This window comes from candidate division WOR-3 bacterium (genome assembly GCA_039801085.1).
GTDB lineage: Bacteria > Hydrothermota > Tepidihabitantia > Tepidihabitantales > Tepidihabitantaceae > JAOABP01.
Genome location: JBDRTY010000002.1, coordinates 157,394 through 171,852, shown reverse-complemented (window position 1 = coordinate 171,852; position 14,459 = coordinate 157,394). Strand labels below are relative to the sequence as shown.

Below are 14,459 nucleotides of genomic sequence, written 5' to 3'. Positions count from 1 at the left end.
AAGGACTACTCATACCGCAGCGCCTGAATCGGATCCAGCCTTGCAGCCCGCGAAGCCGGATAAATGCCGAAAAAGATTCCCACCACGGCGGAAAACCCGAACCCGAGCACAATCGTCCATACCGGCGCAGCGGCACGCAGATGCACGGTCAGCTCCACGACCTTCGCAATTCCCAGCCCGAGCGCAATGCCAATCACACCACCGGTCAGGGCGAGCAGTACCGACTCAAAAAGGAACTGATAAAGAATATCACCGGTTGTTGCGCCCAGTGCCTTGCGCAGTCCGATCTCCCGGGTCCGCTCGGCAACTGCCACCAGCATGATATTCATTATCCCGATACCGCCCACCAGCAGGGAAATTGCCGCTACCGCAATCATCACGATAAATGCCACCCGCGTGATATTCCGGTAGATTGTGCGCAGCGTCTCCTGAGTATTAATTCCGAAATCATCCGGCTGATCATACTTCAACCCGTGGCGCCGGCGCATCAGCTCCCGCACCTGATCAATCACCCGTTCCAGTGCCACCCCCGGCTTCGGCACAACCATGATACTCAACGCATGCGCAAACTCGCCCCATCCGGGCTGGGCGCGAAAACTCTTCTCAAAAGTGGCTAAGGGGATGAAAATCACATTGTCCTGGGTCTGTCCCAGAAAACTGCCTTTCCGGGTCAGCGTGCCAATCACCGTAAATTTCTTCCCCTCAATCAGCAGTTCCTTACCGATCGGCTCCTCATCCGGAAACAGATTATCAACCACATAACCGCCGATTACACACACCGCTCGCTTCCGCATGCTGTCATCAGCACTGATAAACCGCCCTGACTCGATTCCGTAATTGGCAACCTCGGCGTAAACCGGAGTCACCCCTGACAGCTCCAGATTGGTCGCCTTCCGGTTCCGGTAATTCAGCCGGGAGATCACCCGGCTCCGCAGCGGTGCCACCACCGCCACGCCGGACAGCCGGCCGATTGCCACCGCATCCTCAAGGGTCAAATCGGGCCGGCGGGAAACCTCATCCCAGTCAATCTGCCCCACACCCCAGGACACCTTCTGCAGATAGATCACATTTGACCCCAGCGAGGAGATCTGCCGCTCCACCTCATAGTTCATCCCCTGAATCAGCGAAACGATCGCAATCACCGTCATTACGCCGATAATGATCCCCAGGGTGGTCAGAAAGGACCGCAGCCGGTTCGCCTGAAATGTCCCCAGCGCCAGTTTGACAATCTCCCAGAACCGCATCAACACCTCACCCTGAACGCCGGGGCTCATCGGCAACGATCTCGCCATCCCGCAGCCGGACAATCCGCCGGCAGTGTTCCGCGATCCCGGGATCATGGGTCACAATGACCACAGTCTTCCCCTCCTCTGCCAGCCGGTCAAAGAGCCTCATGATCTCAGCACCGGTGCGGGAATCCAGATTACCCGTCGGCTCATCGGCAAGGATTACCTCGGGTTCATTTGCCAGCGCGCGGGCGATCGCCACCCGCTGCATCTCGCCGCCGGAAAGCTCATTAGGCTTGTGCCGCAGCCGGTCACCCAGACCGACCAGCTCCAGCAGTTCAGTGGCACGTTTAATTCGTGCCCGTCGTCTGATCCCGGCATAAAGCATCGGCAGTTCCACATTGGCGAGCGCCGAGAGCCGGGGCAGGAGATTAAAACTCTGAAACACAAATCCGAATGCCCGGTTCCTCAGCCGTGCCAGCTCCCGGTCATTGAACCGGGCGGTATCATCGCCGTCAAAGAAATAGCTTCCCGCATCCGGTGTATCCAGACACCCCAGGATATGCATCAGGGTTGACTTCCCTGAACCGGATGGTCCCATCAGCGCCACATACTCACCCCGGCTGATCTCCAGACTGATTCCGTTCAGCGCCCGCACCACCGTTTTCCCCAGTGAATAGGACTTGAAAACACCCTGCAGCCGGATCAGCAACTTCCTCCCTCAGCCTCCAACCCGTCGCTACTCATCATCTGCAACCGGCTCCGGTCTGATCCGGGTGCCGTCATTAAGCCGGCTCAGCACCTTGTAGGGTCCGACGACGACCTCATCACCCGCATTCAAACCTTCAATGATCTCCACTTCGGTATCAGATGCCTGACCGGTCTTCACCGGTGTTAACACCGCCTTGCCGTTACGCACCACAAACACCGTCTCGCCCTCCCGATTCCCTACTTGGCGCCTGCCGACCGCCTGCACCGGCACCACCAAGACCGAATCCCGCTGAGCGGTCGTGATCTCCGCATGCACAGTCATTCCCGGCTTCAGCTGAGGCACCGCACTGTCCAGCGTTATCTCCACCTCAAAATTAACCGCATTGCCTTCAGTACCGAGCAGACTGACCACCGGCATATATCCCACCCTGGTCACCACACCGGTAAAACTGGTATCGGGCAGGGCATCTACCCGCACCCGTGCCGTCTGCCCGGTTGCAACCCGCACCACATCGGTCTCATCCACCTTGATCAGCGCCTGCATCCGGGAGAGGTCCGCCAGTACCAAAAGGACCGTCCCGGGCGTATTCATCGTGCCGATCACCACCGTTTCGCCCTCCTTGATATTCAGCTGGACCACCCTTCCCGAAATCGGGGCACAGATCACCGTCTTGTCAAACTGATCCCGCGCCTGCTGAAACTGGGCTTGGGCAACCTCATATGCGGTTCTGGATGCCTCAAACTCCTCCCGGGCAACCAGCCCCCTGGCATACAGGCTTTCCATCCGCTGGTGGCGGGACTGTGCCTGCTCATACTGGGCACGGGCAATTTCCATCTGCGCCTCAATACTCTGCCGGTCCAGCTCCACCAGTGTGTCCCCGCGGTGCACCCATTCGCCTTCTCGCACCCGCAGCCGTTTCACCACCCCCATCACCTGTGCCTGCAGATTCACCTGGGCTGCTGCCCGCAGCTCGCCGGTTCCACTGACCACGGAAACGATTGTCCCGTACTTTACCCTCTTCACCTCACAGCTCACCCCGCCCTCCTGCCGGGAACGGTTAAGCACCAACAGCACCGCCAGCAGGGCTAAAACACCGATTATAATCAGGACCACCCTTAAACCCTTGCTCATCCCGCCTCCTGTCTCAATTCCCGGCCTTCTCGCCGGTCCGGCTCAAACCCATCAGATATCCCAGCTGTGCCGACTGCAGATATACATCGCACCGTGCCGCACTGGCGCCTGCCTCTGCCTGTGCCAGCCCGGCCTCCACCTCCAGCAGCTCACTCAGTCCGAGCGCACCCAGCTGGAACTGAGACCGGGCAAGCTCGTAAAGCTCACGGTGCAGCCGGAGATTATCCACTGCCTGCCGGTACCGCTGCCGGGCTTCCTGATAACCGGCAATTGCGCTCTCAGTGGCGCTGTGCAGCTCCAGCCGGGCACGGACCAGTGCTGCCCGACTGCGCCGGGCTGAAATCAGCGCCTCGCCCGCATTCAGCACAAAGCCGACAATATCCGCCACCGGCAGCGAAATTGCAATCCCGTCATTTTTCACCGCACCCTCCTGCCACTGCCGGTAACCTGCGGGCGGAACTGTATCAGCATAACGGAAACTGCGGAACAGACTCACCGTCGGCAGTACCCGCAAGAACGCCGCAACCAGATTCAGCACCGCTACCCGGTTCAGCTTCCGGCTCATCCTGACTCCGGGGTTATAGCGCTCAATCTGTCTTCGCACCTGCTCAGGCTCAATTTCCGGCACTGCTGAATCCAGTTCCTCGGTGGGCACAATTATCTGTCCGGGCCTGAGCCCGACCGCCGCAATCAGCCCGTTCATTGCTTCCGCAGACCCCTTCCGGGCGCTCAGCCGGTTGAGCTCAGCCTGCTGGTAAAACGCCTGACTACGCAAAAGCTCAATCCGGGACACCTGCCCCAGCCGGAACTTCTCCTCAACCAGACGGTAAACCGCCTCGGCTTGCGCGCATGCCTTCTCAGCGGCTGCGAGCATACTCCGGGCACGGATCAGATTCAGATAACCGCTGGTGACGGTCAGGACCAGACGGGCAGACTGCTCTCGTGCCGATTCCGAATGGTAACCGGCGTTGATAATCCCGCTGATCACACCGCCGAATACCACCGGGTCAAAAACCGTCTGACTGACGGTAACCTCCTCCTCCCAGACCCGACCCGATTCCCCTTTCAATTCCGAAACGGCAACCGAACCCCTGGGCATAATACCAGCCGCGCCCCTGCCAGCTGCCAGCACCGCTGATTTACGCTCCGCTTCTGCCTCCACTGCCAGCGGACTGTTTCTGAGTGCCAGCGCCAGTGTCCGCTCCAGGTTCAGATACAGCGTCTCCCCGGGCAGAATGACTGAGATCACCAGACCGGTTAAACAAACTGCTGAAATTACCATCGACGCTATTCCGGCAGCGCCAGCCCGCCGGAAAGTGTGAAGAGGAGTGCCAGGATGACAATATAAACCAGCCAGATGCTGAAAACCGCAAACCAGGACCGCCGTCCCGGCAGATTGAAAACAACCTTCATTCCCAGACCGATCAGCACCAGCTCCCACACAGTGAAGATATCGACCGCGGACAAAAACCCCCGGACAAACACCGGACCCGCGGGCAGAACAAGGCTCAAACTGGTATTGACTGCCAGCCTGCCGGTAGCAAACATCAGAAGCCCGTGCACCACTGCACCCGCGATCCGCACCAGCGCCGCATTGGCGGTCACCGCCAGCATCCGGCCAAAACTGGTGGCTCCGCCCAGCAGCGGCATAATCAGATTCAGGAGTGCGGTAAAAATCAACAGCTGAATCAGCGACCACACCACCGCGGGCAGACTGCGCACCAGAAACCGCAGAAACAGCGCCGGCCAGGAGGAACGCTCATAGGCTTCCACCTCCTGCCGTGATGTCCCCTCAATCCGCTCCAGTGCCGGACCCCGCTGATCCGACGGCATCCTCCCCTTTTCCACCTGTTCATCAATATACCTCTTCACCCGCTCCATCCGGGATTCAATGGAATCGATCAGCACCCGCCGCGGCAGGAGCGAACTGCTCAGTGTGCCGAGCAGTAACGGCACAAGCAGCGCGAGCACCAGCGGCAGCGACCATTCAGGCTTAGCGGTGAGCTCCCGGAACCTTACTGTCGGTGACCAGAACAGCTTCAGCATCTATTACCTCCCCTTCCGGACGGTAACCCTGCCCCGGTGCTGGGCATCACCCCGGTATTGCGCCCAGACTGTGTTTGCCGGCGGTGCATCGCCATGAAATGCATAAATTCCGCCATCCCAGGAACCGACATAGACCGTTCCATCCTGTCCGATCGCCGGCGACGAACTGTAGTAGAGCTCCTTATCACCGCCGGCAACTTCGGCGGTAAAGAATATCCTTCCCTCCCGGGTAAATGCGTAAAGCACCCCGTCATCGGAAAGCAGATAAACTGTCCCCTGCGCGCTGACCGCCGGTGTCGCACAGATACCATCACCGGTCTCATACACGACCCGGATCGTTTTCCCCGGCTCCTTCACACACAGATAGTATCCATCGGTACCGAGATACATCCTGCCTTCAGGGTCAAACACCACCTCGGTCCGGATCTCATCCTCATCCGGCACCGGTGCCCGCCAGACCATCCTGCCATCTCTTCCCAGACAGTACACATACCCGTCAAAACTCCCGCAGTACACCAGCCCCTGCCCGTCCACCACCGGTCCGGCAAAGAAATAGGCGTTATCCGGTGTGCCGAACGCCCAGCGCCGCTTTCCCTTCGGAGTAAAGCAGTAAATGGAGTCGGCGCTCACATAGATATTGCCATCCGGTCCGAGCGTCGGTGCCCCGGCCGCCTCATCACCGAGCTGGACCTGCCAGCGGATTCTGCCCTTTGCGTCCACGCTCACCAGCCTGCCCTTGTCCGTGGTCAGGTAGAGATTTTGGTCCTGCCCGATGGCAGGCGGGGTCCAAAGCTCATCCCCCAGATTTACCGACCATTTAAGTTTGCCCAGTGTATCCAGACAGTAGAGGCAGGAGTCCAGCGCCGGCACATAAACCAGTCCCTGCTCCACCGTTGCACCTGCATAAACCGGCTGCCGGACCTGAAAAGTCCAGCGCAGCTCACCCGCGGAGTTGAACGAATAAACTGTGCCCGACTCATCTCCGAGATAAACATTACCGTTCTCATCCAGTGCCGGTGCACCTACTACCGGTTCCAGCGTCGGCGCAAACCACTTCAAAAGCGAAGGCACCACCTCAACCGCAACAGGTCTGCTCCACTCCGAAGAAATGCCCAGCCGGTCGCGGAGCATCACCCGCAACTGATAGGTGCCGGGCTGGCGATAGCGGTGGTAACGGTAAACCTCGGTGCGCGAATTCACCGGCTCGGTCCAGTCCAGGGTCTCGCCATCGCCCCAGTCAATCCGGTACTGGACCGGCAGACTGACATTCTCCGGCGGCAGAATCGCCAGTTCCAGCTCCTGAGCTGTGTCCACCCGCATCGGGCACACCAGCGAATCTGGTGGCAGAACGGTCAGAATTAAAATCAGGCTCAAACTGCTCATATCACAATCTTAAGTCTGCAGGGTTGATTGTCAACAACTTGGGACAGTCAAACCCGGGTTACTGCTCCCGTTCCAGCACCTGTCTGATTTTAACAATATCGGCAGCAATCTGTGCCCGGAGTGCTGCCGGATCAGGAAACTTCTGCTCGGGCCGGATGCGCTCCACCAGCCGGACCGTCACCGGTGTGCCGGCAGCCACCTCACCCTGAAAATCAAGAAGATGGACCTCAACCGTTCTGCCGGTGCCGCCGAATGTCGGCTTGAACCCGATGTTCACCGCACCGGAAAACCTCCTGCCCCCGAACTCGGCACAGCCGGCATAGACACCCTCTGCCGGCAGCAGCTTGTCTGGGCTCACCGGTTCAACATTGACTGTGGGAAAACCCAGTTTTCTGCCGGTGCCGGTTCCGCGCACCACCCGGCCCAGGATCCCGTACCGCCTGCCCAGCAGTTCGTTGGCAAGCCGGATATGACCCAGCACCAGATGCTCCCGGATTCGGGTGGAGCGGACCGGAGCACCAAGATGCACCACCTCGGGAATGATCTTCAGCGGAATTGAATACCGAGCCAGAATTTCCCCGAGCAGCCGGACATCACCCCGGGCATGCTGACCGAACCGGTGATCCGCACCGATGACCACACCAGCCGGTTTCAGCGGTTTGACAATCTCCTCGAGCACAAACTCCTCGGGCGCAAGGTTCCGTATCCGTTCGTTAAAACCGATCACATGGACATAATCAACCCCGAGCTCAGCCAGCACCAGCTTTTTCTCCTCAAGCGGTGTCAGCAGATAGGGAAACTCCGGATGCAGCAGCTGCGCCGGATGGGGCTCAAAGGTCACCAGCCCGGAACGGGCGTTCCGGGTCTGCGCCTCCTCCTGGACCGCCTGGATGATTGCCCGATGGCCGAGGTGCACGCCGTCAAATCCACCGATGGTCAGAACCAGCCCGCCACTTCTATCCGGCATAGACAATCCTTTCCGGAATCAGCACCCCGGCCCGGCACTTCACCAGCGCCAGAAAATCCCGCTTTCGGGTGACCGCCACTAGCAGTCCGGTATCAGCCGGCATTGCCTCATTCCAGACCGGCCGTTTTCCCATAAGCAGCTGCTCGGCAATCTCCGGACCGACCTCCAGCCTGGGCAGATGGCTGAGCGCCTGCTCAACCGGCACAAGCAGGCTGGCGAGCTCAGCACCACCCGGCACCTGCTCCAGATTCAGACTGTCCTTCAGCATAAAATTGCCGACCCTGGTCCGCACCAGCCGGGAAAGGGTAGCTGCTGACCCCAGCGCCCGGCCGATGTCCCGTGCCAGCGCCCGCACATAGGTGCCGGAAGAAACCCGGACCGCAATCCGGGCAACCGGCGGCTCCCAGGCTGAAAGCCGGATATCATAAATATTAACCCGGCGTGTCCTTTTTTCAACCGGCATACCCGCCCGGGCCCGGCGGTAAAGCGGAACACCCGCCTGCTTCAGCGCTGAGTAGTCCGGTGGCACCTGCCAGAGCTCGCCCTGAAAATTGTCCTGGAGAAACCTGCTCAGCTCCTCGGCACTGATTGCCGGCACCGGCGCCTCCCGTATTACTCTGCCGGTAACATCATCCGTATCAGTTTCGATCCCGAAGGTAATTTCTGCCTCATACTCCTTCTCCAGCGCCATCAGCACCCGGCTGATTTTCGTTGCCTCGTTAACCAGCACCAGCAGGACCCCGGATGCCATCGGGTCCAGCGTGCCCGCATGGCCAATCCGCTTCGACTCAAGCACCGGTTTCAACCGTCTGATTACATCATAAGAAGAAATTCCGGCCGGCTTGTTGATATTCAGCACCCCGCGCACACCGCTACCACCCTGACCGGCTATTTATTTTCTTCATCTTCCGGCTCTGGCTCTTCCATCTCATCCAGCAGCCGGTTGATCCGCTGCTCCTGCGCCAGCACCTCATCCAGCGCAAAATGCAGTTCAGGCAGAAACTTCATCTTCAGACGCCGGCTCAGCTGATAACGGATGAACCCCCGGGCATGCTCCAGATGAGCAAGCGAGCGCTGCCGCTCTGCCTCATCACCCATCACCGAAAAATAGACGGTGGCATTCCGCAGATCCCTTGACAGTGAACATCTGGTCACAGTGACAAACCCAACCCCCGGGTCCGAGATCTGCTTCAGGATGATCTCCGCAACAATATCCCGGATCGCATCCGCCACCCTGCGCTCCCGATACCGCATACTTTATGCTAAACCTTCCGGCACAAAGGTCAACCTTCAACCTGCCACTGCTCATTCACCCACAGCCCGACAACTCTGACCCCGAGCCCCCAGGACTCCACCCGCCGGATCGCCCGCTCCAGCTGACGGCGCTGGGTCTGCTCATCAACCGGATTTCCCGCACAGTCATGGTGGGCAATAATGGCAACCAGTCTGGAGCCGTGCCGTTCAACCGAGATCTTCACCCGGCGCCGGATCGAACCCAGCAGCACCCGGTTTCTGCCCTCGGCAAGAATCTTCACCGGACCGGGCTCAGTGATATTATCAACATAATCAGCACCGGTATCCGCCTTCAGCCAGGCAATCACCGGCAACTGCACCCTGCCATCCATACAGTTAATTGCGGTCACAAACCGTGACTCTGCCACACGCTCCTCCTTTAAAAGGAATGGAAACAGTATACCGGCAATTCTGAAATGTCAAAAACGGACGCAGATTCAACCCGGACCCGAACCGAAACCAGACCCGAAAAGCCCGCAACCACCGCTCAGCACCCGCACCAGCGGTATAGGGAACTGCCCCCCAGACAGGACAAAAAGGGGTCCAATTCTCCAACACATTGAAATTTTTCAGCTTATAAAAACGGACCGCAGCGGGCATTTCTAAGTTATTAAAACGAAAGGTTTTATGGTGTCAGGCGGAAACGGTCGCGTGGAAACAGGCTTGCCTCCCGGACATTGGCAAGGCCCAGAAACTGCTGGGTCAGACGCTCGGCGCCGATCGCCAGTCCGCCGTGCGGTGGCACCGCATATTTGAAGATCTCAAGATAAAACTCAAAACTTTCCGGATTCATTCCGAACCGCCGGATGTTTTCCACGAGCATATGGTAATCGTGAATCCGCTGGGAGCCGGTGGTCACCTCCAGACCCCGGAACAGCAGATCAAAACCGAAGGTATACTCTGGATCATCCGGGTCCCAGAGGGTATAGAACGGCCGGGTCCGGCGCGGATAATGGGTAATAAATATGAACTCCGAATTGTGGACCTTCTGGGCATAGTCACACAGCTGGCGTTCCGCCTCCGGGTCGAGATCATGCATATTGCTCACATCCCGGTTGTAATCCCGCTTTAAGACCTCCAGCGCATCCCGGAAATGGAGATAGGGGATGGAGCTGATCTCGGGCAGCCGGGCTTCAAGCAGCTTCAGCTCCTCCGCGCAGTTTTCTGCCAGATTTTTTAACAGCTCCTTCAAGAACCGCTCCTCAAGCCGGGTCACATCCAGAAATGAGTCAATGAACCCCATCTCGTAATCCAGGGACAGATACTCATTGATGTGCCGGGAGGTGGCGTGGTCCTCAGCCCGGTAGACAAAACCGACCTCAAAAACCCGCTCATAACCCGCACCGACCAGCATCTGCTTGTAGAACTGCGGACTCTGGGCAAGATAAGCCTTCTGCTCAAAATACTGGATCGGAAACAGTGCGGTTCCGCCCTCGGTCCCGGCAGCGATGATCTTGGAGGTGTGCACCTCCAGAAACCCCTCCCGGCGCAGAAACTCCTGAAAGGTCCGCACGATCTCCGCCTGAACCCGGAAGACCGCACCGATCTCGGGATTGCGCAGGGCAAACGCCCGGTGATCTAAAATCATATCCAGCTTCAGATTCAGCTTCTTCTTTGACCGGCTGACCTCAAACGGCAGTGGTGCCACCGGTGCGACCAGCACCCGGATTGACTCCAGCTCCAGCTCACACCCCTGCCGCGCCTGCGGCTCGGGCTTCACCCGGCCCACGAGCTCAACAATTGACTCCCGCTCAATCCGGTCCAGACCGAACCGCTCCGGCTCACCGGTAACCGCCTGCGTCACTCCAGTGCGGTCGCGCAAAAGCACAAATGAGATTTTGCCCAGCTGGCGGATGTGATGCACCCAGCCCAGAAGCCGGACCTGCTCACCGATATGATTTGGCAGCTCCCGTGCCAGTGTCCGTTCCATACCCATCAATTTACCGATACCGGCGCCCGAGTCAAGAAACAGAGCGGGTATCAGTGTTTGACCCGGTCCGGATTCCGCCTATCATACAGCGATGCGCCGGTTTCTCTTCTTCGGAATAGTTGCCATTTTCTGCTTCCCCAGCAGCGGATTTTCTGCTCAGCCCGGTCCGGATGAACTGATCAAGGGAATGACGCTGATCCGGACCTCTGCCCGGTATTCCTACGACTCCCCTGCTGCCGAAACTGCCCTGGTGCAGATGAGGTTCAGCACCGGAATCAACTGGGTGGTGATTCAGCCGGTCTGGTGGATGACCGACACCGGCAAAAGCGAGATCTTCTGGCTGCCGGACAGCTCACCGTCTGACCGTGAAATCAGCCATATCATCCGCCTTGCCCGCAACCTCGGCATCAGGGTCTTTCTCAAGCCCCAGCTGCGCTGTCGCTCCGGGGTCAGCCCGCTTTTTCACAACCCGCCTGATACCCTCTGGTTCACCGCCTATCGCCGGTTCATTCTCCACTATGCCGAAATCGGGCTCAGAACCGGCTGTGAACTTTTCGCCATCGGCGCCGGACTGGACCGGACCACAGACGAAACCTGGGAAAGGGCTGAATGGCACCGGACAATCGCTCAGGTCCGGAAAGTTTTCAGAAAAGCCAGCCAGCCTCCAGCCCTGACCTATGGTGCGGACTGGCGCACCTGGCGCCAGATTCCGTTCTGGCAATCTCTTGATTATATCGGCATCAACGCCTTCTTCCCCCTGACTGCCGATGAACCGCCTTATCCGCCGCCTGAATTTCCGCCGGGTTCGGTTGACGGGCTCGCCTGGTTCTGGAAGCACAAATATCTTCCCGAGATTGAAAACTTCCTCAGCGGTCTTGACCAGCCCCGGCCGGTGCTTTTTACTGAAATCGGCTACCGGAGTATTGACCGCTGTTACCTGCAACCGGAAAATGATACCCAGAGCGGAAACTATGACCCGGTTGCCCAGCGCAACTCCTATATCGCCGCCTATCATGCGCTGGCGGGCAGACCCTGGTTTGCCGGCTGGTGCTTTTATGCCTGGCAGACCGACACCGGTGATGGCGGTGCGGGTAATACCGGTTATACCCCGCACAACAAAAAGGCGCAGGAGGTAATGAGAAAATTCAACGCCACCCTTGCCACCCACAGGGGGTTCTGTTTTCCCACCACCTATGATTCAACCTATTTTTACTCCCGGACCTTTCCGGCGCTGGACTCACTTGCCGGAATCGGTGCCAACTGGGTGGCAGTAAACTCCCGCTGGCTGATGCGGGACACCGGACCGGGCTGGAGCTATCTGAAACCGCTCTTCGGTGAATCACCTGCCGACAGTTCAATCCGGCTGGTCATTGATTACGCTCATGCCCGCGGTCTGAATGTGGCACTCAGCTGTTATCTTGCCTGCTCCACCCGGACATGGTGCGGTCGGCATAACCCCCAGTCCGATACCGCCTGGTTTTGGGCAGAATCGGTTTACGCCACCCATTGTGCAAGACTGGCAGAAGAAAAAGGGGTGGAGATGCTCACCATCGGTCTGGAAATCAATCAGACCCTGGACTCGCCTGAGGAAGCACAGCTCTGGCGCACGAAGGTCATCCCGGCGGTGCGCGCCTGCTATTCCGGACCGCTCGCCTACGGTGCCTCCTGGAGCCCGGTAAATGATTACTTCTGGGACGGGATTGACATCTGTGGTATCCATCCCTACTTTCCACTCGTGGAGACAACCGCCTATCCGGGCCGGTATCCGGATGACACCGCAATCACCCAGCAGCCGGACCTGGAGCAGATCCGGCGGAGAAGCCCGCGCTCCTGGGAGCGGTTGCGGATTCCTCAGTTAAATGAGCTTTATCAGCGGATTCACCGGCCGATCCTGTTCACCGAGATCGGCTACCGCAGTCTGGACAGCGCCGCCCTGGGCACTCCGGACACCTCCCATGCCTGGCATTCCGTCCGCCACCGGCTTACCACCAGAAGGCTGAATGCGGTCTGCTTTCCGGTTGACACGATGAACGGTTATATCGCCGGTGATTCAGGTATCATTCTCAAAACAACCGACAGCGGCAGAAACTGGAACTTATGCCCCTCCGGCACAAACAGGACAGTTTATGCGCTCAGCTTTCCCGCCCGGGATACCGGTTATGCAGTGGGCGAGTCGGGGGTAATCCTGAAGACAGTTGACGGCTTTGCCCGCATTCAACCGCTTTGGACCGGCACAAATACAACCCTCTATTCGGTCTGTTTTCCGGCTGATACCCGCACCGGCTATGTCGTCGGAGCTAACGGCACAATCCTGAAAACCACTGATGGCGGCAAAAGCTGGGAAAGAAAATTCTGCCTTTTACCCTCAGGCGAAACCCTCCAGCTGCAGCTGCGCGCAATCGATTTTGCCGGCAGACAGACCGGCTATATTGCGGGTGAACAGGGGACGATCCTCAAGACCACTGACGGTGGCAACTCCTGGCACCGGCTGGACTGCCCGGTAACGGTCCGGCTCAATGCGGTTGACTTGCTGACCCCGGATACCGGCTTCATCGTCGGTGATCAGGCGATAATGCTTCACACTACTGACGGTGGTGCCCGCTGGGAGGTTGCGCAGTTTCGTACCGGCTCCTGGGATTTGCTCTCGGTTTCGGTTCCGGAATACGACTCCGCCCGGTTTGCCTGCGGGACCGGCGGACTGATTCTCCGTGCCGGCTCTGCCTGGCAGTTTAACGGCAGTGTCCAGTACTCCAATGTTTATCTGCCCCTGCGCTCAATTCAGATCCGGCTGGTGAACCGGCAGGGGTATTATGACCTTGTCGGCTTTGCGGTTGGCGACTCGGGCACGATCCTCAAAACCTCAACCGGCGGCAGGATGCGGGTGGACTTCAATGAGCAGGCAAACTGCTATGAGGCTGCGTTCCGGGCGTTCTGGCGCAACCCGGAGCAACTTGAGCCCCTGCCCTGGTTTTACGGCTTCCACTTCTGGAAATGGGAAACCGACCCGGCACCGATGGACATTGAGCATGAACTGGTGATTGACGACTATACTCCGCAGGGTAAAAGGGCGGCGCAAATTGTCCACCACTGGTTCAGCCGGTAATCACCCTGCCCGCCGCTCCCGCACCAGATAAATCATCGGCAGGGAAACGAGCGTGACCACCCCTTTGAGAATCACATTTGCCCAGAAGATGCTCACCACAACCGCAAACGGCATCCTGCCGATAAAGGCAAGGGAGCAGAACAGCGCCGAATCGAGCGGCACGCTGACACTGTTGGACACCAGCACCCGCAGCCACTGGTGCCGCATCCCCATCCGGTTGACCCAGAGCTGATAGACTTCACCGTCAACCAGCTCCGACGCCACCTCCGCAATAATTGATGCAATCACAATCCGCCACACCGGTGACAGCACCATCCCGAACTCCAGTTGAGGTCCGACCTGCAGATCCGGCGGCAGCCGGGCAACCAGCCAGAACAGACCGGCCATCACGAGATTAATCACACCGGCGGCGACAATCACCCGCCGCGCCACCCTGATGCCCGCGGTCTTGTGCACCAGATCCCGCAGGGTAAAGGTGAAGGGGTAGATCAGTGTGCCGGCATCAATGCTGAAGCCGAAAAGATAGACAATCCGCAGGCTGGCGATGTCGGAAAGGATCTGGGCAGCGATATAGGCGGCGGTCACGAGCGCCACCCCGGCAAGCGCCCGCTCAGTCCGGAACTGACTCTCTGCGGTCTGGGTCAACCGGTTAAATTAAATGCCGGACA

At 58.7% G+C, this 14,459-nt stretch carries 13 protein-coding genes; 1 reads left to right on the top strand and 12 read right to left on the bottom strand.

The annotated features are described in order from the left end of the window. Positions 1–5 precede the first annotated feature (5 nt). The 11 genes from ABIK48_05070 to aspS form a co-directional block, all read right to left on the bottom strand. Entirely contained in the window at positions 6–1,292 is a 1,287-nt protein-coding gene (locus tag ABIK48_05070) for an ABC transporter permease (GenBank protein ID MEO0021528.1), read from the bottom strand. Next, a complete protein-coding gene (locus ABIK48_05065; protein ID MEO0021527.1) occupies positions 1,252–1,935 on the bottom strand; it encodes an ABC transporter ATP-binding protein in 684 nt (227 codons plus the stop codon). Before ABIK48_05065 ends, ABIK48_05070 begins: the two co-directional genes overlap by 41 nt. Positions 1,936–1,965: 30 nt before the next feature. Continuing rightward, on the bottom strand, positions 1,966–3,069 hold the full coding sequence (locus tag ABIK48_05060; GenBank protein MEO0021526.1) for an efflux RND transporter periplasmic adaptor subunit: 1,104 nt from the start codon (positions 3,067–3,069) through the stop codon (positions 1,966–1,968). 13 nt (positions 3,070–3,082) lie between these two features. Next, a complete protein-coding gene (locus tag ABIK48_05055; protein MEO0021525.1) occupies positions 3,083–4,351 on the bottom strand; it encodes a TolC family protein in 1,269 nt (422 codons plus the stop codon). Positions 4,352–4,356: 5 nt separating this feature from the next. Beyond that, positions 4,357–5,115: a Yip1 family protein gene (locus tag ABIK48_05050; GenBank protein MEO0021524.1), complete on the bottom strand. Its 759-nt coding sequence runs from the start codon at positions 5,113–5,115 to the stop codon at positions 4,357–4,359. A gap of 3 nt (positions 5,116–5,118) precedes the next feature. Further along, positions 5,119–6,498, bottom strand: coding sequence for a PQQ-binding-like beta-propeller repeat protein (locus ABIK48_05045; GenBank protein MEO0021523.1), 1,380 nt, complete (start codon positions 6,496–6,498; stop codon positions 5,119–5,121). A 58-nt stretch (positions 6,499–6,556) separates the two neighbouring features. Then, positions 6,557–7,465, bottom strand: coding sequence for a riboflavin biosynthesis protein RibF (ribF, locus tag ABIK48_05040; protein ID MEO0021522.1), 909 nt, complete (start codon positions 7,463–7,465; stop codon positions 6,557–6,559). After that, complete coding sequence (truB, locus tag ABIK48_05035; GenBank protein MEO0021521.1) at positions 7,455–8,333, bottom strand: tRNA pseudouridine(55) synthase TruB; 879 nt, start codon at positions 8,331–8,333, stop codon at positions 7,455–7,457. The genes ribF and truB overlap by 11 nt, the downstream gene beginning before the upstream one ends. A 20-nt stretch (positions 8,334–8,353) precedes the next feature. After that, positions 8,354–8,719, bottom strand: coding sequence for a 30S ribosome-binding factor RbfA (gene rbfA, locus ABIK48_05030; protein MEO0021520.1), 366 nt, complete (start codon positions 8,717–8,719; stop codon positions 8,354–8,356). A 29-nt stretch (positions 8,720–8,748) separates the two neighbouring features. Continuing rightward, the gene (locus ABIK48_05025) at positions 8,749–9,126 is read right to left on the bottom strand and encodes a carbonic anhydrase (protein MEO0021519.1); all 378 of its coding nucleotides are present in this window, start codon (positions 9,124–9,126) and stop codon (positions 8,749–8,751) included. Positions 9,127–9,383: 257 nt separating this feature from the next. Then, positions 9,384–10,688 (bottom strand): aspartate--tRNA(Asn) ligase, encoded by a 1,305-nt coding sequence (gene aspS / locus ABIK48_05020; GenBank protein MEO0021518.1) that lies wholly within the window; start codon positions 10,686–10,688, stop codon positions 9,384–9,386. Between the two features lie 91 nt (positions 10,689–10,779). Between aspS and ABIK48_05015 the strand changes: the two genes are divergently transcribed. Further along, positions 10,780–13,791 carry a YCF48-related protein gene (locus ABIK48_05015; GenBank protein ID MEO0021517.1) on the top strand — a complete coding sequence of 1,004 codons (3,012 nt, stop codon included), beginning with the start codon at positions 10,780–10,782 and terminating at the stop codon, positions 13,789–13,791. Here the strand turns inward: ABIK48_05015 and ABIK48_05010 are convergent, their stop codons facing one another. Beyond that, the gene (locus ABIK48_05010) at positions 13,792–14,436 is read right to left on the bottom strand and encodes a queuosine precursor transporter (protein MEO0021516.1); all 645 of its coding nucleotides are present in this window, start codon (positions 14,434–14,436) and stop codon (positions 13,792–13,794) included. Positions 14,437–14,459 lie beyond the last annotated feature (23 nt).

Coding starts and splice junctions, on each gene's coding strand:
- rbfA (MEO0021520.1), bottom strand. CDS start 8,719: ATGCGGTATCGGGAGCGCAGGGTGGCGGATGCGATCCGGGATATTGTT.
- ABIK48_05050 (MEO0021524.1), bottom strand. CDS start 5,115: ATGCTGAAGCTGTTCTGGTCACCGACAGTAAGGTTCCGGGAGCTCACC.
- ABIK48_05015 (MEO0021517.1), top strand. CDS start 10,780: ATGCGCCGGTTTCTCTTCTTCGGAATAGTTGCCATTTTCTGCTTCCCC.
- aspS (MEO0021518.1), bottom strand. CDS start 10,688: ATGGAACGGACACTGGCACGGGAGCTGCCAAATCATATCGGTGAGCAG.
- ribF (MEO0021522.1), bottom strand. CDS start 7,465: ATGCCGGATAGAAGTGGCGGGCTGGTTCTGACCATCGGTGGATTTGAC.
- ABIK48_05055 (MEO0021525.1), bottom strand. CDS start 4,351: ATGGTAATTTCAGCAGTTTGTTTAACCGGTCTGGTGATCTCAGTCATT.
- ABIK48_05045 (MEO0021523.1), bottom strand. CDS start 6,498: ATGAGCAGTTTGAGCCTGATTTTAATTCTGACCGTTCTGCCACCAGAT.
- ABIK48_05060 (MEO0021526.1), bottom strand. CDS start 3,069: ATGAGCAAGGGTTTAAGGGTGGTCCTGATTATAATCGGTGTTTTAGCC.
- ABIK48_05070 (MEO0021528.1), bottom strand. CDS start 1,292: ATGGCGAGATCGTTGCCGATGAGCCCCGGCGTTCAGGGTGAGGTGTTG.